Annotated in this window: 24 protein-coding genes; 20 read left to right on the forward strand and 4 right to left on the reverse strand. The window is 74.1% G+C overall.

Annotation, left to right across the window (positions count from 1 at the left end; translation table 11 throughout):
- The first annotated feature begins 19 nt into the window (after nucleotides 1-19).
- From rpmE to CHC04_RS03235, 17 genes are all read left to right on the forward strand, one after another.
- A complete protein-coding gene (gene rpmE, locus CHC04_RS03155; protein ID WP_089402658.1) occupies nucleotides 20-244 on the forward strand; it encodes a 50S ribosomal protein L31 in 225 nt (74 codons plus the stop codon).
- 157 nt (nucleotides 245-401) lie between these two features.
- On the forward strand, nucleotides 402-1,481 hold the full coding sequence (gene prfA / locus CHC04_RS03160) for a peptide chain release factor 1 (RefSeq protein WP_089402395.1): 1,080 nt from the start codon (nucleotides 402-404) through the stop codon (nucleotides 1,479-1,481).
- Between the two features lie 14 nt (nucleotides 1,482-1,495).
- Complete coding sequence (gene prmC / locus CHC04_RS03165) at nucleotides 1,496-2,341, forward strand: peptide chain release factor N(5)-glutamine methyltransferase (RefSeq protein ID WP_281252189.1); 846 nt, start codon at nucleotides 1,496-1,498, stop codon at nucleotides 2,339-2,341.
- A gap of 6 nt (nucleotides 2,342-2,347) precedes the next feature.
- Nucleotides 2,348-2,989, forward strand: a complete 642-nt coding sequence (locus CHC04_RS03170; protein WP_089402397.1) for an L-threonylcarbamoyladenylate synthase — start codon at nucleotides 2,348-2,350, stop codon at nucleotides 2,987-2,989.
- A 208-nt stretch (nucleotides 2,990-3,197) separates the two neighbouring features.
- On the forward strand, nucleotides 3,198-4,511 hold the full coding sequence (locus tag CHC04_RS03175; protein WP_089402398.1) for an MraY family glycosyltransferase: 1,314 nt from the start codon (nucleotides 3,198-3,200) through the stop codon (nucleotides 4,509-4,511).
- A gap of 50 nt (nucleotides 4,512-4,561) precedes the next feature.
- Nucleotides 4,562-4,984 carry a Cg1360 family ATP-synthase-associated protein gene (locus CHC04_RS03180; RefSeq protein WP_245816944.1) on the forward strand — a complete coding sequence of 141 codons (423 nt, stop codon included), beginning with the start codon at nucleotides 4,562-4,564 and terminating at the stop codon, nucleotides 4,982-4,984.
- 13 nt (nucleotides 4,985-4,997) lie between these two features.
- Nucleotides 4,998-5,327 (forward strand): AtpZ/AtpI family protein, encoded by a 330-nt coding sequence (locus tag CHC04_RS03185; RefSeq protein ID WP_089402400.1) that lies wholly within the window; start codon nucleotides 4,998-5,000, stop codon nucleotides 5,325-5,327.
- On the forward strand, nucleotides 5,324-6,151 hold the full coding sequence (gene atpB, locus CHC04_RS03190) for a F0F1 ATP synthase subunit A (RefSeq protein ID WP_089402401.1): 828 nt from the start codon (nucleotides 5,324-5,326) through the stop codon (nucleotides 6,149-6,151). The genes CHC04_RS03185 and atpB overlap by 4 nt, the downstream gene beginning before the upstream one ends.
- Nucleotides 6,152-6,245: 94 nt before the next feature.
- A complete protein-coding gene (gene atpE, locus CHC04_RS03195) occupies nucleotides 6,246-6,473 on the forward strand; it encodes an ATP synthase F0 subunit C (RefSeq protein ID WP_089402402.1) in 228 nt (75 codons plus the stop codon).
- Nucleotides 6,474-6,523: 50 nt separating this feature from the next.
- On the forward strand, nucleotides 6,524-7,105 hold the full coding sequence (locus CHC04_RS03200; protein WP_089402403.1) for a F0F1 ATP synthase subunit B: 582 nt from the start codon (nucleotides 6,524-6,526) through the stop codon (nucleotides 7,103-7,105).
- On the forward strand, nucleotides 7,105-7,923 hold the full coding sequence (locus CHC04_RS03205; RefSeq protein WP_089402404.1) for a F0F1 ATP synthase subunit delta: 819 nt from the start codon (nucleotides 7,105-7,107) through the stop codon (nucleotides 7,921-7,923). Before CHC04_RS03200 ends, CHC04_RS03205 begins: the two co-directional genes overlap by 1 nt.
- Nucleotides 7,924-7,990: 67 nt before the next feature.
- A complete protein-coding gene (gene atpA / locus CHC04_RS03210) occupies nucleotides 7,991-9,607 on the forward strand; it encodes a F0F1 ATP synthase subunit alpha (protein WP_089402405.1) in 1,617 nt (538 codons plus the stop codon).
- Between the two features lies 1 nt (nucleotide 9,608).
- Nucleotides 9,609-10,553 carry a F0F1 ATP synthase subunit gamma gene (locus CHC04_RS03215; RefSeq protein ID WP_089402406.1) on the forward strand — a complete coding sequence of 315 codons (945 nt, stop codon included), beginning with the start codon at nucleotides 9,609-9,611 and terminating at the stop codon, nucleotides 10,551-10,553.
- Nucleotides 10,554-10,637: 84 nt separating this feature from the next.
- Nucleotides 10,638-12,074, forward strand: a complete 1,437-nt coding sequence (gene atpD / locus CHC04_RS03220; protein WP_089402407.1) for a F0F1 ATP synthase subunit beta — start codon at nucleotides 10,638-10,640, stop codon at nucleotides 12,072-12,074.
- Between the two features lie 268 nt (nucleotides 12,075-12,342).
- Nucleotides 12,343-12,555: a hypothetical protein gene (locus CHC04_RS03225; RefSeq protein WP_089402408.1), complete on the forward strand. Its 213-nt coding sequence runs from the start codon at nucleotides 12,343-12,345 to the stop codon at nucleotides 12,553-12,555.
- A 115-nt stretch (nucleotides 12,556-12,670) separates the two neighbouring features.
- Nucleotides 12,671-13,060 carry a F0F1 ATP synthase subunit epsilon gene (locus CHC04_RS03230; RefSeq protein WP_089402409.1) on the forward strand — a complete coding sequence of 130 codons (390 nt, stop codon included), beginning with the start codon at nucleotides 12,671-12,673 and terminating at the stop codon, nucleotides 13,058-13,060.
- An 85-nt stretch (nucleotides 13,061-13,145) separates the two neighbouring features.
- The gene (locus tag CHC04_RS03235) at nucleotides 13,146-13,547 is read left to right on the forward strand and encodes a DUF2550 domain-containing protein (protein ID WP_089402410.1); all 402 of its coding nucleotides are present in this window, start codon (nucleotides 13,146-13,148) and stop codon (nucleotides 13,545-13,547) included.
- Between the two features lie 71 nt (nucleotides 13,548-13,618).
- Here the strand turns inward: CHC04_RS03235 and CHC04_RS03240 are convergent, their stop codons facing one another.
- A complete protein-coding gene (locus tag CHC04_RS03240; protein WP_089402411.1) occupies nucleotides 13,619-14,191 on the reverse strand; it encodes a cob(I)yrinic acid a,c-diamide adenosyltransferase in 573 nt (190 codons plus the stop codon).
- 59 nt (nucleotides 14,192-14,250) lie between these two features.
- On the opposite strand from CHC04_RS03240, the gene murA reads away from it, so the two are divergent.
- Nucleotides 14,251-15,531 carry a UDP-N-acetylglucosamine 1-carboxyvinyltransferase gene (gene murA / locus CHC04_RS03245; RefSeq protein WP_089402412.1) on the forward strand — a complete coding sequence of 427 codons (1,281 nt, stop codon included), beginning with the start codon at nucleotides 14,251-14,253 and terminating at the stop codon, nucleotides 15,529-15,531.
- 18 nt (nucleotides 15,532-15,549) lie between these two features.
- Here murA and CHC04_RS03250 read toward each other — a convergent pair whose 3' ends face one another.
- Nucleotides 15,550-15,882 carry a hypothetical protein gene (locus CHC04_RS03250; protein ID WP_089402413.1) on the reverse strand — a complete coding sequence of 111 codons (333 nt, stop codon included), beginning with the start codon at nucleotides 15,880-15,882 and terminating at the stop codon, nucleotides 15,550-15,552.
- Nucleotides 15,883-16,010: 128 nt separating this feature from the next.
- Between CHC04_RS03250 and CHC04_RS03255 the strand changes: the two genes are divergently transcribed.
- On the forward strand, nucleotides 16,011-18,029 hold the full coding sequence (locus CHC04_RS03255; RefSeq protein WP_089402414.1) for a protein meaA: 2,019 nt from the start codon (nucleotides 16,011-16,013) through the stop codon (nucleotides 18,027-18,029).
- A gap of 12 nt (nucleotides 18,030-18,041) precedes the next feature.
- Here CHC04_RS03255 and CHC04_RS03260 read toward each other — a convergent pair whose 3' ends face one another.
- Nucleotides 18,042-19,067 carry a Gfo/Idh/MocA family protein gene (locus CHC04_RS03260; protein ID WP_089402415.1) on the reverse strand — a complete coding sequence of 342 codons (1,026 nt, stop codon included), beginning with the start codon at nucleotides 19,065-19,067 and terminating at the stop codon, nucleotides 18,042-18,044.
- 23 nt (nucleotides 19,068-19,090) lie between these two features.
- Nucleotides 19,091-19,816, reverse strand: a complete 726-nt coding sequence (locus CHC04_RS03265) for a YqjF family protein (protein WP_089402416.1) — start codon at nucleotides 19,814-19,816, stop codon at nucleotides 19,091-19,093.
- Nucleotides 19,817-19,876: 60 nt separating this feature from the next.
- Between CHC04_RS03265 and CHC04_RS03270 the strand changes: the two genes are divergently transcribed.
- Nucleotides 19,877-20,650 carry an enoyl-CoA hydratase-related protein gene (locus CHC04_RS03270; protein WP_089402417.1) on the forward strand — a complete coding sequence of 258 codons (774 nt, stop codon included), beginning with the start codon at nucleotides 19,877-19,879 and terminating at the stop codon, nucleotides 20,648-20,650.
- The last annotated feature ends 22 nt before the right edge of the window (nucleotides 20,651-20,672 follow it).

Here is a 20,672-nt window from a genome sequence, read left to right on the forward strand (position 1 = left end):
AGACCCCGGAAGAGGCGACATGAAGCCCGGCATCCACCCCGACTACCACACCACCACGGTGACCTGTGGCTGCGGGAACACCTTCACCACCCGCAGCACGGCGCCCAACGGTCAGCTGACCGTCGAGACCTGCTCGGCCTGCCACCCGTTCTACACGGGCAAGCAGCGCATCCTCGACACCGGCGGCCGCGTGGCCCGCTTCGAGAAGCGCTTCGGCAAGCGCGGCGCGCCTGCCGCCAAGTAGCACCCCCGACGGCGCCCGTCCCACCTCGCGTGGGGCGGGCGCCGTCGTCGTGTCCGCCCCACGCGTGCACTTCCGCGGAAGTGCACGCCACCCGTCCACCCCTCGCGTGCGCTTCCGCGGAAGTGCACGTCCCCGTCCCGTCCCGGGAGGTCCTGCGATGAGCAGCCCCACCGACGCCGCGCCCGACCGGCTGCGCGGGCTGCTCGAGGAGCACGCCGCGCTGGAGACCGAGCTGGCCGACCCCGCGGTGCACGCCGACCAGGCCCGCGCCCGCCGCCTCGGCCGCCGCTACGCCCGGCTCGCACCGGTCGTCGAGACCGCCCGCGCCCTCGACGCCGCCCGCGACGACCTCGACGCCGCCCGCGAGCTGGCCGCCGAGGACCCGGCCTTCGCCGAGGAGGCGCGCGGCCTCGAGGCCCGCATCGACGAGCTCACCGACCGGCTGCGCGAGCTGCTCCTGCCGAAGGACCCCGACGACGACAAGGACGTCATCCTCGAGATCAAGGCGGGGGAGGGCGGCGCGGAGTCGGCGCTGTTCGCCGGCGACCTGCTGCGCATGTACCTGCGCTACGCCGAGCGCCGCGGCTGGGCCACCGAGGTCCTCGACGCCGTACCCGCCGAGCTCGGCGGTTACAAGGACGTCTCGATCGCCGTGAAGTCCCGCACCGACGAGGGCATCTGGTCCCGCCTGAAGTTCGAGGGCGGCGTGCACCGCGTGCAGCGCGTGCCGGTCACCGAGTCGCAGGGCCGCATCCACACCTCCGCCGTCGGCGTGCTCGTGCTGCCCGAGGCCGAGGAGGTCGACGTCACCGTCGACCCGAACGACCTGCGCGTCGACGTGTTCCGCTCCTCCGGGCCGGGCGGGCAGAGCGTCAACACCACCGACTCCGCCGTCCGCATCACCCACCTGCCCACCGGGATCGTGGTCAGCTCCCAGAACGAGAAGAGCCAGCTGCAGAACCGCGAGTCGGCGCTGCGCGTGCTGCGCTCCCGGCTGCTGGCCGCCGCCCGCGAGGAGGCCGCGGCCACCGCCAGCGACCAGCGGCGCAGCCAGGTCCGCACCGTCGACCGCAGCGAGCGGGTGCGCACCTACAACTTCCCGGAGAGCCGCATCTCCGACCACCGGGTCGGCTTCAAGGCGCACAACCTCGACGCCGTCCTCGACGGCGAGCTCGACCCGGTCATCGACGCGCTCACCCGCGCGCACACCGCCGAGCTGCTGGCGGCCGGCTCCTGAAGACCCGCACGCTCCTGGCCGACGCCGCCCGCCGGCTGGCCGACGCCGGCGTCGAGTCCCCGCGCGTCGACGCCGAGCTGCTGCTCGCCCACGTCCTCGGCACCTCCCGGACGGCGCTGCTCACCCGGGACGAGGTCGACGACGACGCCGCCGCCCGCTTCGCCGCGCTGCTCGACCAGCGGGCCGAGAGGGTGCCGCTGCAGCACCTCACCGGCCGGGCGCCGTTCCGCCACCTCGAGCTCGCCGTCGGCCCCGGGGTGTTCGTGCCCCGCCCGGAGACCGAGCAGCTCGTGGAGTGGGCGCTGGCGCGGCTGGCCGGCGCCGAGGGACCGGTCGTCGTCGACCTGGGCAGCGGCTCGGGCGCGATCGCGCTGTCGATCGCGCACGAGCACCCCGGCGCCCGGGTCACCGCCGTCGAGCGCGACCCGCAGGCCGTCGAGTGGACCCGCCACAACGCCGCGCAGCGCGCCGCCGCGGGCGACCGGCCGGTGACCGTGCTCGCCGGCGACATGACCGACCCGCGGCTGCTGGCCGACCTCGACGGCGCCGTCGACCTCGTCGTCTCCAACCCGCCCTACGTGCCCGACGGCGCGCGGGTGCCGCGGGAGGTCGCCGACCACGACCCGCCGCTGGCGCTGTGGGGCGGCCCCGACGGCCTCGACGTCGTGCGCGGGCTGCTGCGCACCGCGGCCCGGCTGCTGCGCCCCGGCGGCGCGCTGGGCATCGAGCACGCCGACCAGCAGGGCGACGCGCTACCCGCGCTGGTGCGCGGCACGGGGGACTTCACCGACGTCACCGACCACCCCGACCTCACCGGCCGCCCGCGCTTCACCACCGCCGTCCGGCGTGGGGGAGACTGACCGCCCGTGGCCGACCTCTACGACTGCACCGACCCGGAGCGGCGCGCCGCGGGCCTCGACGCCGCCGCCGCGGCGATCGCCCGCGGTGAGCTGGTCCTGCTGCCCACCGACACCGTGTACGGCGTGGGCGCCGACGCCTTCTCGCCCGCCGCGGTCGCCGGGCTGCTCGCGGCGAAGAACCGCGGCCGGGCGATGCCGGTCCCGGTGCTGATCGGGGAGGCCTCCACCCTGGCGGGGCTGACGCTGCGCGTCCCCCGCTCGGCCTCCCGGCTGGCCGAGGCGTTCTGGCCCGGGGGGCTGACCCTCGTCGTCGAGCACGCGCCGTCGCTGGCCTGGGACCTCGGTGACGCCGAGGGGACCGTCGCCGTCCGCCTGCCCGACGACGACGTCGCCCGCGACCTGCTGCGCCGCACCGGCCCGATGGCCGTCTCCAGCGCCAACCGCTCGGGCCGCCCCGCCGCGACGTCGGCCGACGAGGCGGTCGCCCAGCTCGGCGAGCACGCCGCCGTGGCGCTCGACGGCGGCCCCCGTGCCGGCTCGGCGGCCAGCACGATCGTCGACTGCACCGGTCCGGTGCCGCGGGTGCTGCGGGTCGGCGCGGTCGGCGTCGAGCGGCTGCGCGAGGTCCTCCCCGAGCTCACCGATTGACGGAGGACCCCGTCCTCCCCACCCCTCGCAGGCTCAGGACGGGCCCCGGGACGGGGCCGCTCCCGTCGCTCAGGTCACGCTCCGGGACCGGCCCGGGCGATACCGTGGTGGGACCGCCCTGTCGTCTCGCCCCGGGAGCACCGTCGCGATGAGCTCCTCCGCCGCGCGCACGGCCCGGGTCCCGCACCGGGCCGGGCGGGGCTGAGCCGTGCGCGAGTACGCCGTCGTCCTGCTCGTGGCCGCCGTGGTCACCTACCTGGCCACCCCGGTGGTGCGGGTGGCGGCGGTCCGGCTGCGGATGATGGCCGCGCCCCGTGAGCGCGACGTGCACGTGATCCCCACTCCGCGCGGGGGAGGGGTGGCGATGTACCTCGGCGTGGCCGCCGCGGTGCTGGTCGCCACGCGGCTGCCCGCGCTGCAGCGCACGTTCGACGACTCGCAGACCGCCGCGGTGCTCGTCGCCGGCGGGCTGATCTGCCTGCTCGGCGTCCTCGACGACAAGTTCGGCCTCGACGCGCTGACCAAGCTGACCGGTCAGATCGCCGCGGCCGGCGTCATGGTGCTGCTCGGCGTGCAGCTGGCCTTCCTGTTCCTGCCGGTCGCCGACATCGGGACCATCTCCTTCGGCCCGGACGTCGGCGTGCCGCTGACCATCCTGCTGACGGTCATGACCGTCAACGCGCTGAACTTCATCGACGGCCTCGACGGGCTGGCCGCGGGCGTCTCGGCGATCGCCGCGCTCGCGTTCTTCGCCTACAGCTACAACCTCAGCATGGTCGGCTACGACGAGGTGGCCAGCGCCCCGGCCCTGGTCACCGCCGTGCTCGCCGGCGCCTGCCTGGGGTTCCTGCCGCACAACTTCAGCCCGGCGCGGATCTTCATGGGCGACTCGGGCTCGATGCTCGTCGGGCTCGTGCTCTCCGCGGCCGCCGTGAGCGCCACCGGCCGCGTCGACGCGCAGACCTTCGACTCCGCGGCCAGCCTGCTGCCGCTGGCGCTGCCGCTGCTGGTACCCATCGCCGTGCTCTCCATCCCGTTCACCGACCTGGTCCTGGCCGTGGTCCGGCGGACCCGCCGCGGGCAGTCGCCCTTCTCGCCCGACAAGATGCACCTGCACCACCGGCTGCTGGCCATCGGCCACTCGCACCGCCGGGCGGTGCTGACCATGTACTTCTGGGCGGCTCTCCTGTCCTTCGGCGCGGTGGCACTGTCGATCACCGGCGGGACGGCGGAGCTGCTCGTCGTGATCGGAGTCCTGCTCGCCGTGGGTGTCGTCGTCGTCCTGAGCCCGCACACGCGGCGGGCCGCCCGCGAGGCCCGGGCGGCCGAGATCGCCGCCCGGCGACGGCGCAGCCGGGCCGCGCACCCCACCGCCCGCGCGAGCCGCACGCGGGACGGCCGGCCCGCCGGCCCGGAGACGCCGACCGCACCCCCGTCGTCACCCGGGCCGACCGCGCCCGGACCGACCGCGCCCGAGCCGACCGCGCCGCGCGCGGCCGGCGCGGGCCAGGGCCTCCGGTGAGCGCGCGCCGTCCGGGGACGGAGGTCCCCTGGGACCTGTCGTTCCTACGCGTGGGTGCGCTGGTGACCGGCGCGGTCGCCGTCGTCGCCGCGCTGGTCGCCGGGCTCATCGCGGGCTGGGCCGACGCCGCCGGCGTGCTGGTGGGCGCCGCGGTGGTGACGGCGTTCTTCGTCGTCTCCGGCGTCGTCATCGCCTGGGCCGGCCGGATCGACGACACCTTCACGCTCCCCGCGGCCCTGGGCACGTTCTTCGTCAAGGCCGTCGTCCTCTTCGGGATCCTGAACGCGCTCCCGGAGGACGGCTGGCTCGACCGGCGCACCATGGCCTGGTCGGTCATCGTCGGCGCACTGCTGTGGAGCGGCATCCAGCTGCGCTGGGTCTGGACCCGGCCGCTGTACTACGTCACACCGCCGCCGCCACCCGGTCAGGGGAGCCTCCCCCCGGCACCGGACGGGACCGCGACGCGCGGCTGATAGTGTCCCGGCGATGGCCGAGGACGATCCCGTGCGCGGGGACACCCGGCCTCGACCTGCGCGACCGTCCGCTCCCCGGGGCAGTGGTGCCGAGACCGGCTACGCCGTCATCGGCACGATGATCTCCGGGATGGCCGTGTGGGGCGGGGCGGGCTGGTTGCTCGACCGGTGGTTGGACACGCGGGTGTTCGTGCCGGTCGGCATCATCCTCGGCATGGCGGCGGCCATCTACCTGGTCGTCGCCCGGTACGGCGGGCTGCCACCGACACCCGGTGCACCCGAGAAGAGCGACACCCCGGGCGGACGACGGAGCCGGCCCAGGACGCAGAAGGGACAACGGTGACCTCCAGCGCCCTCGCGCTCGCTGACGTGCTCGCGGTCGAGGAGAGCAGCGGGGACGGTTTCCAGGCCCCCGGTCTCAGTGAGTTCTACCCCGAGCCCATCGCCGAGTTCTCGCTGCTCGGCGTCGACTTCAGCATCACCCGCATCACGCTGATCCTGTGGATCGCGACCCTGGCGATGCTGGCGTTCATGGTGGCGGCCTCGCGCCGGCCGCAGATCGTGCCGGGCAAGCTGCAGTTCGTCGGGGAGAGCGGCTACTCGCTGGTCCGCGACGGCATCGCGCGCGACGTCGTCGGCCCCAAGGGCCTGCCGTTCGCGCCGTTCCTGGCCGCGCTGTTCTTCTTCATCCTCGCGAACAACCTGATGTCGATCGTCCCGTTCGCGCAGATCTCCCCGATGTCGAAGTTCGCGTTCCCGCTCGTCCTCGCGCTCATCTGCTGGGTCATCTACATCTACATCGGCATCCGCGAGCAGGGCGCCGGGCGCTACTTCAAGGACATCCTGTTCCTGCCCGGCGTGCCCAAGCCGATGTACGTCCTGGTCACCCCGATCGAGATCCTGCAGAACTTCGTCGTGCGGCCGTTCACGCTGGCCGTCCGGCTCTTCGCCAACATGTTCGCCGGCCACATGCTGCTGGTCGTCTTCGCGCTCGGCGCGGTCTACCTGTTCAGCCGGGACAACTTCTCGATCGTGTTCGGCCCGGTCTCGGCGCTGATGATGATCGTGATGACGTTCTTCGAGCTGCTGGTCATCTTCCTGCAGGCCTACGTCTTCACCGTCCTGATGGGGACCTACCTCAACGGCTCCATCGAGGCCGAGCACTGACGGCCTGACTGCACCACCCTGAGCGCACCACCCGCACGACCCCCGCAAGCCGCCCGGCGGACACCGGGCGACGACACAGGAGGAACACCTCGTCATGGATCTTCTCGCTGAGCTGACCGGCAGCATCGGCTCCGTGGGCTACGGCCTCGCCGCCATCGGCCCCGGCATCGGCGTCGGCATCGTGTGGGCCGCCTACATCCAGGCCACCGCCCGCCAGCCCGAGTCGGCCGGCCTGACCCGCACCTACGCCTTCCTCGGGTTCGCCCTCTCCGAGGCGCTCGCGCTCATCGGCTTCGTCGTCCCCTTCGTCTTCGGCATCTGATCCCCGCCTCCGGGTAGGGACACAGGGCAACCAGACAGGACACTGAGACCATGAGAATCCTCGCCGCGGAGAGCGCCAACCCGCTGCTGCCGCCGCTCGGTGAGATCATCATCGGCCTGATCGCGTTCGCGGTCGTGCTGTTCGTCTTCTTCCGCTTCGTCGCGCCGCGCTTCGAGCAGGTCTTCCGGGCCCGCCGCGAGGCCATCGAGGGCGGCATGGAGCGGGCCGAGGCCATGCAGGCCGAGGCCAAGGCCGCGCTCGAGCAGTACCGCGCCCAGCTGGCCGAGGCCCGCACCGAGGCCGCGCAGATCCGCGACCAGGCGCGCGCCGAGGGACAGCAGATCCTCGAGGAGCTGCGGGCGCAGGCGCAGGAGGAGTCGGCGCGGATCGTCGCCCGCGGCGAGGAGCAGCTGGCCGCCAACCGGCAGTCGGTGGTCAACCAGCTGCGCGGCGAGATCGGTGCGCTCGCGGTCGACCTCGCCGGCCGGGTGGTGGGCGAGTCCCTCGAGGACGAGGCGCGCCGCCGCGGCACCGTCGACCGGTTCCTCGACCAGCTCGACGGCATGAGCGCCGGGGGTGCCTCCGACGGCCGGACCGGCAGCACCGTATTCGTCCCCGGGACGGACCGCTGATGGACGCCGCCAGCCGGGAGGCGCTCGCGGTCACCCGCGAGCGCCTGGCGGCGACCACCCGCGGCGCCGCGGGTCCGGGGCTGCTGGCCCTGGCCGACGAGCTGTTCGCCGTCGCACGGCTGCTCGACGGGCAGGTCTCGCTGCGCCGGGCGCTGTCGGACGCGTCGGTGAAGCCGGTCGACCGCGCGGGCCTGGCCCGCCGGATCCTCGGCGGGAAGGTCTCCGAGGCCACCGTCGACCTGGTCGAGACGACGGCGCGGCAGCGCTGGTCGCGGCCGCTGGACCTCGTCGAGGCCACCGAGGTGCTCGCCACGGAGGCGGGACTGGACGCGGCCGAGGCGCGCGGCGAGCTCGAGGGCGTCGAGGACGAGCTGTTCCGGTTCGGCCGGATCGTCGCCGGCGACCCGGAGCTCTCGCGCATCCTCTCCGACGACCGCGCGCCCGCCGCCGGCAAGACGGCGCTGCTCGACCGGCTGCTGACCGGCCGGGTCAGCCCGGTCAGCGAGCTGCTGCTGCGCAACACGCTGACCGCGCGGCACGTCGGCAGCGCCGAGAACCGGATCGAGCGGCTCTCCACCGCGGCGTCGGCGCGGCGCGGCCGGTCGGTCGCCCACGTCACGACCGCGGTGCCGCTCACCGCCGCGCAGGAGCGGCGGCTGCAGGCCGTGCTCGGCCGGATCTACGGGCGCACCATCGGCCTGCAGGTCACCGTCGACCCCGCGGTGCTCGGCGGTCTCGTCGTCCGCGTCGGCGACGAGGTCATCGACGGCAGCGTGGTGAACCGACTCGAGGCCGCCGGCCGCCGGCTCACCGGCTGACCGGCGCCCACCCAGACCACCAGAGACCACCCAGCAGCACCACCCAGCAGGGAAGAGGACGCGACCCATGGCCGAGCTGACGATCTCCGCAGACGAGATCCGCAGTGCCATCCAGAACTACGTCACCGAGTTCTCCCCGGACGTCTCCCGGGAAGAGGTCGGCATCGTCACCGAGGCCGGCGACGGCATCGCCCGGGTCGAGGGGCTGCCCTCGGTCATGACCAACGAGCTGCTCGAGTTCGAGAGCGGCGTCCGCGGCCTGGCCCTGAACCTCGACGTGCGCGAGGTCGGCGTCGTCATCCTCGGTGACTTCGCCGGCATCGAGGAGGGCCAGCAGGTCCGCCGCACCGGTGAGGTCCTCTCCGTGCCCGTCGGTGACGGCTACCTCGGCCGCGTCGTCGACCCGCTGGGCAACCCCATCGACGGCGGCGGCCCGATCGCCAGCACCGGCCGCCGGGCCCTCGAGCTGCAGGCGCCCACCGTGGTGCAGCGGCAGTCGGTCAAGGAGCCGCTGCAGACCGGCATCAAGGCGATCGACGCCATGACGCCCATCGGCCGCGGCCAGCGGCAGCTGGTCATCGGCGACCGGCAGACCGGCAAGACCGCCATCGTCACCGACACGATCATCAACCAGCGCGAGGCCTGGGCCACCGGTGACCCGGCGCAGCAGGTGCGCTGCATCTACGTCGCGGTCGGCCAGAAGGGCTCGACCATCGCCGCGATCCGCGCCTCCCTGGAGGAGGCCGGCGCGATGGAGTACACGACCATCGTCGCGGCCCCGGCATCGGAGTCGGCCGGCTTCAAGTACATCGCCCCCTACACCGGCTCGGCCATCGGCCAGCACTGGATGTACGAGGGCAAGCACGTCCTGATCGTCTTCGACGACCTGTCCAAGCAGGCCGAGGCCTACCGCGCCGTCTCGCTGCTGCTGCGCCGTCCGCCGGGCCGCGAGGCCTACCCCGGCGACGTCTTCTACCTCCACTCCCGGCTGCTGGAGCGCTGCGCGAAGCTCTCCGACGAGCTCGGTGCGGGGTCGATGACGGGCCTGCCGCTCATCGAGACCAAGGGCAACGACGTGTCGGCCTACATCCCGACCAACGTCATCTCGATCACCGACGGGCAGATCTTCCTCGAGACCGGTCTGTTCAACTCCGGTGTCCGCCCCGCCATCAACGTCGGCATCTCGGTGTCGCGGGTGGGCGGCTCGGCGCAGATCAAGGCCATGCGCTCCGTGGCCGGCCGGCTGCGGCTGGACCTGGCGCAGTACCGCGAGCTCGAGGCCTTCGCCTCGTTCTCCTCCGACCTCGACGCCAGCAGCCGCGCCACCCTGGACCGCGGTCAGCGGCTGGTCGAGCTGCTCAAGCAGGGTCAGTATCAGCCCTACCCGGTCGAGCGCGAGGTCGTCTCGCTGTGGCTGGGCACCACCGGCAAGCTCGACCGCATCCCGGTGAGCGACGTGCGGCGGTTCGAGTCGGAGTTCCTCGACCACATCGCCCGCGCCGAGCCCGGCGTCTACGACGAGATCCGCACCTCGCGGGTGCTCGGTGACGACGCCGTCAACAGCCTCGAGCGGGCCGTGACCTCGTTCTACGGCCAGTTCACGACGTCGGACGGCAGCTCGCTGGACGGCGACGACGAGGCCGGCGCCACCGCCCAGGGCGTCTCGACGGCGAAGAGGGCCTGACGTGGCCGGATCGCTGCGCGCGCTGCGGCGCCGCATCCGCTCCACGCAGTCGACGAAGAAGATCTTCTCGGCGCAGGAGCTGATCGCCGGTGCCCGCATCGTGCGCGCCCAGGCCCGGGTGGAGGCGTCCAAGCCCTACGCCCGCGAGATCACCCGCGTGCTGTCGGCGCTGGCGTCGTCGGCGTCGCTGGAGCACCCGCTGCTCAACGAGCGGACCGGCACCGGGCGGGCGGCGGTCCTCGTGGTCACCTCCGACCGCGGGTTCGCCGGCTCGTACAACGTCAACGTGCTGCGCCGCACCGAGGAGCTCCTCGGCACGCTGCGCCAGCAGGGCAAGGACCCGGTGCTGTACGTGATCGGCCGCAAGGGCGAGACGTACTACTCCTTCCGCGACCGCCCGGTCGAGGAGACCTTCACCGGGTTCTCCGAGCAGCCGGCCTACTCCGACGCCCAGGAGGTCGGCCGGTCGCTGATCGACGTCTTCGCCCCCGGTGACGACGCCGGCCGCAGCGCCACGGTGGACGAGGTGCACATCGTCTACACCGAGTTCGTGTCGCTGCTGAGCCAGGTGCCGGTCGCCCGGCGGCTGGCCCCGGTCGACACCGAGGAACTGCAGCGCGACGACGAGGACTCCGCGGACGGCACGGGCGTCGGCCCGTCCGGCGTGCCGACGTCCTACGAGTTCGAGCCCTCGCCCGACGCGCTGCTCGACTCGCTGCTGCCCAAGTACGTCACCACCCGCATCTACGCGGCGCTGCTCGAGGCGGCCGCCTCGGAGTCCGCGTCGCGCCGGCGGGCGATGAAGTCGGCCTCGGACAACGCCGAGGAGCTGGCCAAGAACCTCTCCCGCCAGGCCAACCAGGCCCGGCAGGCCGAGATCACCCAGGAGATCAGCGAGATCGTCGGCGGCGCCGACGCGCTGGTCAGCGCCGGCGCCGACGACTGACCCCCTCCGTCCTCCGCCGTCGCGGCGGCCGGAGGACACTGGACTGCGAGACCACCGAGGCCCGAAGGGCAGGAGAGCACCCCCATGACCGTCACCGAGGACCGTCCGACCACCCAGACGACCGGCCGGGTCGTCCGGGTCACCGGCCCGGTCGTCGACGTCGAGTTCCCGCGCGACGCGATCCCGGACCTGTTCAACGCCCTGCACGTCGACGTCACCCTGGCCGACCTGGGCAAGACGCTGACCCTCGAGGTCGCCCAGCACCTAGGTGACAACGTGGTCCGCACCATCTCCATGGCCCCGACCGACGGCCTGGTCCGCGGCGCCGACGTCCGCGACACCGGCGCCCCGATCAGCGTCCCGGTGGGTCCCGAGGTCACCGGTCACGTCTTCAACGCCCTCGGCGAGTGCCTCGACACCCCCGGGTACGGCCAGGACCTGCCGCGCTGGTCGATCCACCGGCACGCGCCGCGCTTCGACCAGCTCGAGGGCCGCACGGAGCTGCTCGAGACCGGCATCAAGGTCATCGACCTGCTGACCCCGTACGTGGCCGGCGGCAAGATCGGCCTGTTCGGCGGTGCCGGCGTGGGCAAGACCGTGCTGATCCAGGAGATGATCCGCCGCGTCGCCCAGGAGTTCGGTGGCGTGTCGGTGTTCGCCGGCGTCGGCGAGCGCACCCGCGAGGGCAACGACCTCATCACCGAGATGACCGAGTCCGGCGTCATCAACTCCACGGCGCTGGTCTTCGGCCAGATGGACGAGCCGCCGGGCACCCGGCTGCGGGTCGCGCTGTCGGCGCTGACGATGGCGGAGTACTTCCGCGACGAGCAGAACCAGGACGTGCTGCTCTTCATCGACAACATCTTCCGGTTCACCCAGGCCGGCTCCGAGGTCTCCACGCTGCTCGGCCGCATGCCGTCGGCCGTGGGCTACCAGCCCACCCTCGCCGACGAGATGGGCGAGCTGCAGGAGCGGATCACCTCGACGCGCGGTCACTCGATCACCTCGCTGCAGGCGATCTACGTGCCCGCCGACGACATCACCGACCCGGCGCCGCACACCACCTTCGCCCACCTCGACGCGACAACGGTGCTCTCCCGGCCGATCTCGGAGAAGGGCATCTACCCGGCCGTCGACCCGCTGGACTCCACCAGCCGGATCCTCGACCCGCAGTACGTCGGGCAGGAGCACTACCAGGTCGCCCAGACGGTGAAGCAGATCCTGCAGCGCTACCAGGAGCTGCAGGACATCATCGCCATCCTCGGCATCGACGAGCTCTCCGAGGAGGACAAGGTCACCGTGCAGCGCGCGCGGCGGATCGAGCGGTTCCTCTCGCAGAACATGTTCGTCGCCGAGGCCTTCACCGGCCAGCCCGGCTCGTTCGTGCCGCTGTCGGAGACCCTCGAGGCCTTCAAGGCGCTCACCGAGGGCAACTACGACCACGTGCCCGAGCAGGCGTTCTTCATGTGCGGTGGCCTCGAGGACCTCGAGCGCAACGCCGAGAAGCTCAAGCGCGGCTGACGCAGCACCGGCCAGTCGACGGCCGGGCGCCCTCCACCGGGTGCCCGGCCGTCGTCGTCTCCCGGGTCCGGCGGCGGGTGGGGCCGGCCGGTGTCCGTGCTCGGCCGGTCACCGTGCGTCGAGACGGGCCACGGCGCGCCCGATCGGGTGGTTGGACACCGGTCGGCCGTGGGCAGGTGTGTGGCGCACAACCCTCAAGCGCGGGAGCCTTTCTGCCGATCGAGCAGACGGCGCCCGGAGGGACCGGTCGCGCGGCGCAGGAGACACGATGGACTGGCTGGACGGGGCGAGCGCTCAGGGCACGGTGAGCGGACTTCCGGTCACCACCCCGGACCTGGAGTGGTCCTGGCCGCCGTCGGCTCCCGTCTCGCACGTCACCGACATCCGGTACGACACCGAGGAGTGGGCTCCGGCCTCCACGGTCCGCCACCCCTGGGTGCGCGTGGGCCGCTGGACGCTGCTCTACCGCCGGGCGGCGTGAGGGAGGACCCGTCCCGGACCCCGGGGACCCCGCCGCTAGAGTGGGCGGGTCCGTCGCCGTGCCTGCCCGGCCGGCGTCCCCAGCACCGCAGCCCCGGTGGGCCCGGAGGAGTGTCGTGGCGACCCTGCAGGTCGAGTTGGTGGCCGTCGAGAAGACGATCTGGTCCGGCGAGGCCAGCATGGTCATCGCCCGCACCACCGAGGGGGAGATCGGTGTCCTGCCCGGCCACGCCCCGCTGCTCGGTGAGCTCGCCCCCGGCGGCGTCGTCACCATCCGCAGCACCGAGGGCCCCGACGTGGTCGTGGCCGCCCACGGGGGCTTCCTGTCGGTGACGCCGCAGGGGGTCTCCATCCTCGCCGAGAACGCCGAGATCAGCTCCGACATCGACGTCGAGCGCGCTCGCGAGGCGCTGCGCCGCGCCGAGAGCGCCGGCGACGACCCGGAGTCCCTGGCCGCCGCGCGCCGGGCGCAGTCCCGGCTGCGGGCCGCCGGCCAGGCCGTCTGAGCGCGACCTCCGTGCGCCCGGGACCCCGCTCCACCAGGCCCGGGCTGCTGCGCGGGGGTCGGGTCCTTCCCCGCGCTCCCCGCCGGTGACCACCGCCCTGCTCCTGCTCGCCGGGGTGCTGGTCGTCGCCCTGGTGGTCGCCTTCCTGCTGCGCCGCCGGCTGCTGCTCATGGGGCTGGGCGCGGTCCCCATGTGGCTGCGCCCGGTGGGCAGCTCGCGGTGGTCGGTGGGCGTCGCCTGGTACGGCGGGGACGCCCTGCTCTGGTACCGCGCGGTGTCGCTGTCGGTGCGCCCGCAGCAGCGGCTGTGCCGGACGGAGTTCCGGGTGGCCGCCCGCCGACCCGCCGGCCGCGACGACGTCGCCCTGCCCGACGACGCCGTCGTCCTCACCTGCGAGACCGACAGCGGACCCAAGGAACTGGCCATGGACACCTCGACGGTGACCGGGTTCCTGTCCTGGGTGGAGTCGGCCCCGCCCGTTCACTAGTCGAAGGACCCTCGTGCCCCCGACGCTCGCGAGCTCGCGCCGGGCCCCTTCACGAGGGCCGTTCCAGGCGGTCACCTGTGCGCGCCGGGCTCCCAGAGCACGTCGCCGTCCGGGTTGGCCTCCCGGGCGAGGATGAACAGCAGGTCCGACAGCCGGTTGAGGTAGCGCGCCGTCTCGGCGTTGGTCCGCTCGCCGTCGGCGGCCAGCAGGGCCCAGACGCTGCGCTCGGCGCGCCGCACCACCACCCGTGCCTGGTGCAGCAGCGCCGCCAGCGGGGTCCCGCCGGGCAGCACGAAGCTGGTCAGCGCGGGCAGCGCCTCGTTGTGCACGTCGCAGGCGGCCTCGAGCCGCTCGGTGTACGCGGCGGTGACCCGCAGCGGCGGGTGCGCCGGGTCGGGGACGACCGGCGTCGCGAGGTCGGCGCCGACGTCGAACAGGTCGTTCTGCACGCTGCGGACCAGCTCGACCAGCTCCGGTGACGGCGACCCCAGCGCCAGCGCGACGCCGAGCACGCTGTTGGCCTCGTCGACGTCGGCGTAGGCGACCAGCCGGGGGTCGGTCTTCGCGACCCGGCTCATGTCGCCGAGGTGCGTCTGCCCGGCGTCACCGGTCTTCGTGTAGATGCGGGTGAGCCGGACCGTCATGGCGCCCGAGCCTATGCGGTCGCCGGAGGCGGGTCGCACGGCCGCCGTAGGGTGGCCCGGTGCAGTGCTTCGAGGTGACCGGCGGCACGCCGCTCAAGGGCCGGGTCCGCGTCACGGGGGCGAAGAACAGCGCCCTCAAACTCATGGCCGCGGCGCTGCTGGCGTCGGGGCGCACGACCATCGACGAGGTCCCCGACATCCTCGACGTGGCCATCATGAGCGAGGTGCTGCGCCGGCTGGGCTGCGGTGTCAGCTACGAGCGCTCCGGCGAGGCCGGTGGCGGCGGCCGGGTCGTCGTCGACGTGCCCGAGGCCCCCGCCACCGAGACCGACTACGACCTGGTCCGCAAGATGCGCGCCTCGATCAGCGTGCTCGGTCCGCTGGTCGCCCGCTGCGGCAGCGCCAAGGTGGCCCTTCCTGGTGGGGACGCGATCGGCTCCCGCGGGCTGGACATGCACATCTCCGGGCTGGAGCGGCTCGGCGCCGCGATCCACAGCGAGCACGGCTTCCTGGTCGCCAGCGCGCCCCGGCTGCGCGGCACCTCGATCTGGCTGGACTTCCCCTCGGTCGGCGCCACGGAGAACCTGCTCATGGCCGCGGTGCTCGCCGAGGGCACCACCGTCATCGACAACGCCGCCCGCGAGCCGGAGATCGTCGACATCTGCTCGATGCTCACCGCGATGGGCGCCCGCATCGACGGCGCCGGCTCGTCCACGCTCACCGTGGAGGGCGTCGAGGCCCTGCAGCCGGTCACCTACAGCACCGTGCCCGACCGGATCGTCGCCGGCACCTGGGCCATCGGTGCGGTGATGACCCGCGGCGACGTCGTCGTCGAGCGGGCGGTGGCCGACCACCTCGCCGTCCCGCTGGACAAGCTGGTGAGCGCCGGGGCCACGGTCGAGGTGGTGCCCGACGGCGTGCGGGTGGCGATGGACGAGCGGCCGCGCGCGGTCGACGTCGTCACGCTGCCCTTCCCCGGGTTCCCCACCGACCTGCAGCCGATGGCCGTCGCGCTGGCGGCGGTCTCCACCGGGACGGCGCTGGTCACCGAGAACGTGTTCGAGGGCCGGTTCATGTTCGTCAACGAGCTGGTGCGCCTCGGGGCCGACGTGCGCATCGACGGCCACCACGCGGTGGTGCGCGGCCGCGAGCGGCTCTCCAGCGCGCCGGTGCTGGCCACCGACATCCGGGCCGGCGCCGGGCTGGTGCTGGCCGGGCTGCTCACCGACGGCGTGACCGAGGTGCAGGACGTGCACCACGTCGACCGCGGCTACCCCGACTTCGTCGAGCTGCTGCGCGGCCTGGGCGCGCAGGTGGAGCGGGTCGAGCGCCCGGACTGAGCGGCTGGAACGGCCCCGCTACGCCGCGGGGAAGGAGGCGACCAGCTCGCGGGCGCGGGCGGCGTCCTCGGGGAAGACGAGCACGTCGGCCCGGTGCGCCTCGGGGAAGCGGATCGTCGAGCGGATCCCGGCGTCGGAGAGCACCGCGCGCAGCGCCAGCGCCGACTCGCGGCGGGAGAGCGTGGCCACGCGGGTCAGCAGGCCGTCGTCGGTGGGCGCGGGCCGCCGGCGGCGCATCCCGCCGGTGGCGGCGCCGCCGAAGGCCCAGCGCATGAACAGCGCGAGCAGCACCATGACGACGATCGCGACGACCGGCCCGGCGATGTAGCTGAGACTGCCCGGCTGCAGCATCCCGGCCTCCCTCGGCGCACCGGCGTCCGGACCCCGCGGCCCGGTCGCCCGCGATCGAGTGTGCCACCGCCGGAGCGCTCCGTCCGCCGCCTGTTACCGGCGGGTAACTGCCCTTACACTCCGCTGGCATGCCCTTCCCCTCGACGCCGGACGAGCGCGACCGTCCCTGGGTCATGCGCACCTACGCCGGGCACTCCTCGCCGGCCGAGTCCAACGCGCTGTACCGGCGCAACCTGGCGAAGGGGCAGACCGGCCTGTCGGTCGCCTTCGACCTGCCGACCCAGACCGGCTACGACCCCGACGACGAGCTCGCCGCCGGGGAGGTCGGCAAGGTCGGCGTCCCGGTCGCGCACGTCGGGGACATGCGGGCCCTCTTCGACGGCATCCCGCTCGACGGGATGAACACGTCGATGACGATCAACGCCACCGCCATGTGGCTGCTCGCGCTCTACCAGGCCGTCGCCGAGGAGCACGGCCACGACGTCGCGGAGCTCGCGGGCACGACGCAGAACGACATCATCAAGGAGTACCTCTCGCGCGGGACGTACGTCTTCCCGCCGGGTCCGAGCATGCGGCTGATCACCGACATGGTCGCCTACACGGTGACGGCCATGCCGCGGTGGAACCCGATCAACGTCTGCAGCTACCACCTGCAGGAGGCCGGGGCCACGCCGGTGCAGGAGATCGCCTACGCGATGAGCACCGCGATCGCCGTCCTCGACTCCGTCCGCGACTCCGGGCAGGTGCCGCAGGAGCGCTTCGGGGAGGTGGTCGCGCGGGTCTCCTTCTTCGTCAACGCGGGTGTCCGCTTCGTCGAGGAGATGTGCAAGATGCGCGCCTTCACGCAGCTCTGGGACGAGCTGACGCAGGAGCGCTACGGCGTGCAGGACGCCCGGCACCGGCGGTTCCGCTACGGCGTGCAGGTCAACTCCCTGGGCCTGACCGAGGCGCAGCCGGAGAACAACGTGCAGCGGATCGTGCTGGAGATGCTCGCCGTCACGCTGTCGCGGGACGCCCGCGCCCGCGCGGTGCAGCTGCCGGCGTGGAACGAGGCGCTGGGGCTGCCCCGGCCGTGGGACCAGCAGTGGTCGCTGCGGCTGCAGCAGGTGCTCGCCTACGAGACCGACCTGCTGGAGTACGACGACCTGTTCACCGGCTCGGTGGTGGTGGAGCGCAAGGTCGCCGAGCTCGTCGAGGGGGCCCGCGCCGAGATCGCCCGGGTGCAGGAGCTGGGCGGGGCCGTGGCCGCCGTCGAGTCCGGGTACATGAAGGGGCAGCTGGTCGCCGCGCTGGCCGAGCGGCGTCGCCGGATGGAGAGCGGCGAGGACGTCGTCGTCGGGGTCAACCGGTTCGAGGCCACCGAGCCCAACCCGCTGCTGGCCGACCTCGACACCGCCATCCAGGTCGTCGACCCCGCCGTCGAGACCGCCGCCCGGGAGGCCGTGGCCGCGTGGCGGGCCGCGCGCGAGCCCGAGCCGGTGCGGCGGGCCCTCGACCGGCTGCGGGCGGCCGCCGGCACGGACGAGAACCTGATGGCGGCCACCCTGGAGTGCGCCCGGGCGGGCGTGACGACGGGAGAGTGGTCCGGGGTGCTGCGCGAGGCGTTCGGCGAGTACCGCGCCCCGACCGGCGTGGCGGCGGCCACCGGTGGCGGCGAGGCCGACGCCACGCTGCTGGCCGTGCGCGAGCGGGTGCGGGCCACCGGCGAGGAGCTGGGCGGCCGGCTGCGGTTCCTCGTGGGCAAGCCCGGTCTCGACGGGCACTCCAACGGCGCCGAGCAGATCGCCGTCCGCGCCCGCGACGCCGGCTTCGAGGTGGTCTACCAGGGCATCCGGCTCACGCCGGCGCAGATCGTGTCCGCGGCGGTCGAGGAGGACGTGCACGTCGTCGGCCTGTCGGTGCTGTCCGGGTCGCACCTGCAGGTGGTGCCGGCGGTGCTCCGGGGGCTGCGCGAGGCCGGGCTCGACGACGTCCCGGTGGTCGTCGGCGGGATCATCCCCGATGGCGACGCCCGCCGGCTGCGCGAGCAGGGCGTGGCCCGGGTCTTCACGCCCAAGGACTTCGGGCTCACCGACATCATGGGCCAGGTCGTCGACGTCGTCCGCGCCGCCCACGGTCTGGACGAGCGGGTGCCCGCGCCCGCCTGAGCGGGTCGGCCCTCAGAGCGCGACGACGACGCCCTCCGTCGCGCTGCGGCGGGCGGCGTCGAGCACCGCGGCGGTGGCGACGGCGTCGCGCGGGTCCACCGGGACCGGCCCCTCGCCGCGGACGGCGGCGGCGAAGGCCGGGTAGAAGGTGTCCCAGCGGCCGCGCTCGGTGGGCACCACCACGGCGTCCTCGCCGCGGCGCAGCCGGCCCCAGCGCTCCTCCGGCTCGACGCCCCAGGCCTCGCCCAGCGTGGCCGGCGTCTGCCCGGCCAGCAGCGCGGCCTCCTGGCCGTCCATCGGTCCGCCGACGACGTAGGCCCCCGCGGTGCCGGTGACGCGGAACCGGTCACCGGGAGCGCCCTCGCTCCAGCTGCCCGACAGGTGCGAGCGGGCGCCGCCGGCGTGGGTGAGGGCCACGAACACGTCGTCGTCGAGGCCGCTGCCGCGCAGTCGCCACTCGGCGTAGACGTGCGTCACCGGGCCGAGCAGCACCAGGGCCTGGTCGACGAGATGGCTGCCGAAGTCCAGCAGCGAGCCGCCGCCCGCGGCCGGCGGCCCGGACTCGGGCGCGAACCGCTCGAAGCGCGACTCCAGGCGCGTCACCGTGCCCAGCCGGCCCGCGTCGACCAGCGCGCGCACGGTGCGGAAGTCGGAGTCCCAGCGGCGGTTCTGGTAGGGCGCGAGCGGCAGCCGGCGCTCCGCGGCCAGCGCCACCGTGCCGCGCGCCGACGGGGCGTCGAGGGCGAAGGGCTTGTCGCAGACCACGGCCAGGCCCAGCCGCAGCGCCTGCTCGGTCAGCGCCGTGTGGGTGTCGGCGGGGGTGGAGACCGCCACCGCCTCGGCCCCCGCGCCGGCCAGCTCCTCCAGGGAGTCGAGCGTGCGCACCCCCGGGTGCTCGGCGGCCACCTGGGCGCGGCGGTCCGGCGAGGTGGTCACCACGCCCAGGAGGTCGACCTGCGGTGCGGCGGCCAGCAGGGGGGCGTGGAACCACCGGCCGCCGAAGCCGTAGCCGACCAGTCCGAAGCGCACGGGGTCCATGCGCAGATCCTGCCGCGTCCGCGTCAGCGCACGCGCGGGCCGAAGCGGACGTCGACGCCGGGGGAGAACAGCACGCTGTCGGGCGGTCCGCCGACGCCGGGCAGGCCGGCCGCGGCGAGCAGGTCGACGTCGCAGGCCAGCAGCTCGGCGCGGTGCAGCGGCCAGGCGGGGTGCTCGTTGGGCCAGTAGCGGGTGCGGCCGAGCACGGTCTGGTGCAGGCCCCAGCGGCCGGTGAGGAAGCGCTCGAGCGGGCCGGGATCGGTCAGCCGCTCGCCCACCCGCAGCTCGATCCGCCCTCCGGCGCCGCGGGGACCGGGCCAGCGCCGGCGGGAGGAGCAGGTCAGCCGGTCGCCCTCGCGGGCGAACCGCATCCGCGACCACAGGTAGGGCAGCCCGGCGGCGCGGGCGACGAGGACGGGCAGCAGCCGGTCGGCGTCGAGGGACCGGAAGACCACGCCCCGGCGGCCGCGGTCGTCGACCGAGTACAGCCGCACGTTGGTCTCCAGGAACGACCCGACCCACGGCAACCCCGGGGAGCCGAGCACGCCGATGCGGCGCATCCGGAAGGGCACCAGGCCGACCCAGCTCGACCCGGCGTGCACGTCGGGGCGCGTGCCCGGCGGCAGCAGCGGCGCGACGACGGCGGGGTCGACCGCCCAGTGCACGAAGGCCACGTCGCGCCAGCCCTGGGTGAACAGCGCCCGCCCGGCGGCGCGGGGGGCGGTGTCGGTGACCGGCTCGGGTTGCACGGCTCCCAGCCTCCCCACCGCCGTTGCCGACGGCGAGCCGCTCGTGGTGAGGTCGCTCACATGACTGCCGAGGGTGCGCCCCGCGTCGAGCGGGACGGCGACGTCGTCCGCCTCACCATGTGCCGGCCGCAGCGGCGCAACGCGCTGTCCCGCGACCACCTGCAGCAGCTGCTCGCCGCGGTGACGGAGGTGGGGGAGAGCGACGCGGCCGGGATCGTGCTCGGCGCCGAGGGGCCGGTGTTCAGCGCCGGCCACGACTTCCGCGACGTCCTCGACGCGCCGCTGCCCGAGGTGCGCAGCCTGCTGGCGCTGTGCACCGAGCTCATGCAGACGCTCGAGCAGGTGCCGCAGGTCGTCGTCGCCCGGGTGCACGCGCTGGCCACCGCCGCCGGCTGCCAGCTCGTCGCCTCCTGCGACCTCGCCGTCGCCGCCGAGTCGGCCGGCTTCGCCGCCCCGGGCGGCAAGGGCGGCTGGTTCTGCCACACGCCGATGGTCGCCATCGCCCGCAACGTCGGCCGCAAGCGGGCGATGGAGATGGCGCTCACCGGGGACGTGGTCGACGCCGCGACCGCGCTGCAGTGGGGCCTGGTCAACCGGGTGGTGCCCGACAGCGGGCTCGACGCCGCCGTCGACGACCTGATGGCCCGCGCGATCCGCGGCTCCAGGGCGAGCAAGGCGTGGGGCAAGCAGACGATGTACGCCCAGCTCGACCGGCCCGAGCGCGACGCCTACGCCACCGCGATCGAGGTCATGGCCGCCGCCAGCCAGATCGACGGCGCCCGCGAGGGCATGCGCTCGTTCCTGGAGAAGCGCCCGCCGGTCTGGACGGACTGAGGAAGGACCCCCTGCTCCCCGC

The organism is Geodermatophilus saharensis, assembly GCF_900188205.1.
Taxonomy (GTDB): Bacteria; Actinomycetota; Actinomycetes; order Mycobacteriales; family Geodermatophilaceae; genus Geodermatophilus; species Geodermatophilus saharensis.

What these genes read in the sequence shown, in the direction of transcription:
- CHC04_RS03240 (WP_089402411.1), bottom strand. Translation starts at nt 14,191, where the DNA reads ATGACGGTCCGGCTCACCCGCATCTACACGAAGACCGGTGACGCCGGG.
- CHC04_RS03270 (WP_089402417.1), top strand. Translation starts at nt 19,877, where the DNA reads ATGACTGCCGAGGGTGCGCCCCGCGTCGAGCGGGACGGCGACGTCGTC.
- CHC04_RS03200 (WP_089402403.1), top strand. Translation starts at nt 6,524, where the DNA reads ATGAGAATCCTCGCCGCGGAGAGCGCCAACCCGCTGCTGCCGCCGCTC.
- rpmE (WP_089402658.1), top strand. Translation starts at nt 20, where the DNA reads ATGAAGCCCGGCATCCACCCCGACTACCACACCACCACGGTGACCTGT.
- CHC04_RS03250 (WP_089402413.1), bottom strand. Translation starts at nt 15,882, where the DNA reads ATGCTGCAGCCGGGCAGTCTCAGCTACATCGCCGGGCCGGTCGTCGCG.
- atpE (WP_089402402.1), top strand. Translation starts at nt 6,246, where the DNA reads ATGGATCTTCTCGCTGAGCTGACCGGCAGCATCGGCTCCGTGGGCTAC.
- atpD (WP_089402407.1), top strand. Translation starts at nt 10,638, where the DNA reads ATGACCGTCACCGAGGACCGTCCGACCACCCAGACGACCGGCCGGGTC.
- CHC04_RS03260 (WP_089402415.1), bottom strand. Translation starts at nt 19,067, where the DNA reads ATGGACCCCGTGCGCTTCGGACTGGTCGGCTACGGCTTCGGCGGCCGG.
- atpA (WP_089402405.1), top strand. Translation starts at nt 7,991, where the DNA reads ATGGCCGAGCTGACGATCTCCGCAGACGAGATCCGCAGTGCCATCCAG.
- CHC04_RS03185 (WP_089402400.1), top strand. Translation starts at nt 4,998, where the DNA reads ATGGCCGAGGACGATCCCGTGCGCGGGGACACCCGGCCTCGACCTGCG.
- CHC04_RS03205 (WP_089402404.1), top strand. Translation starts at nt 7,105, where the DNA reads ATGGACGCCGCCAGCCGGGAGGCGCTCGCGGTCACCCGCGAGCGCCTG.
- CHC04_RS03225 (WP_089402408.1), top strand. Translation starts at nt 12,343, where the DNA reads ATGGACTGGCTGGACGGGGCGAGCGCTCAGGGCACGGTGAGCGGACTT.
- prfA (WP_089402395.1), top strand. Translation starts at nt 402, where the DNA reads ATGAGCAGCCCCACCGACGCCGCGCCCGACCGGCTGCGCGGGCTGCTC.
- CHC04_RS03255 (WP_089402414.1), top strand. Translation starts at nt 16,011, where the DNA reads ATGCCCTTCCCCTCGACGCCGGACGAGCGCGACCGTCCCTGGGTCATG.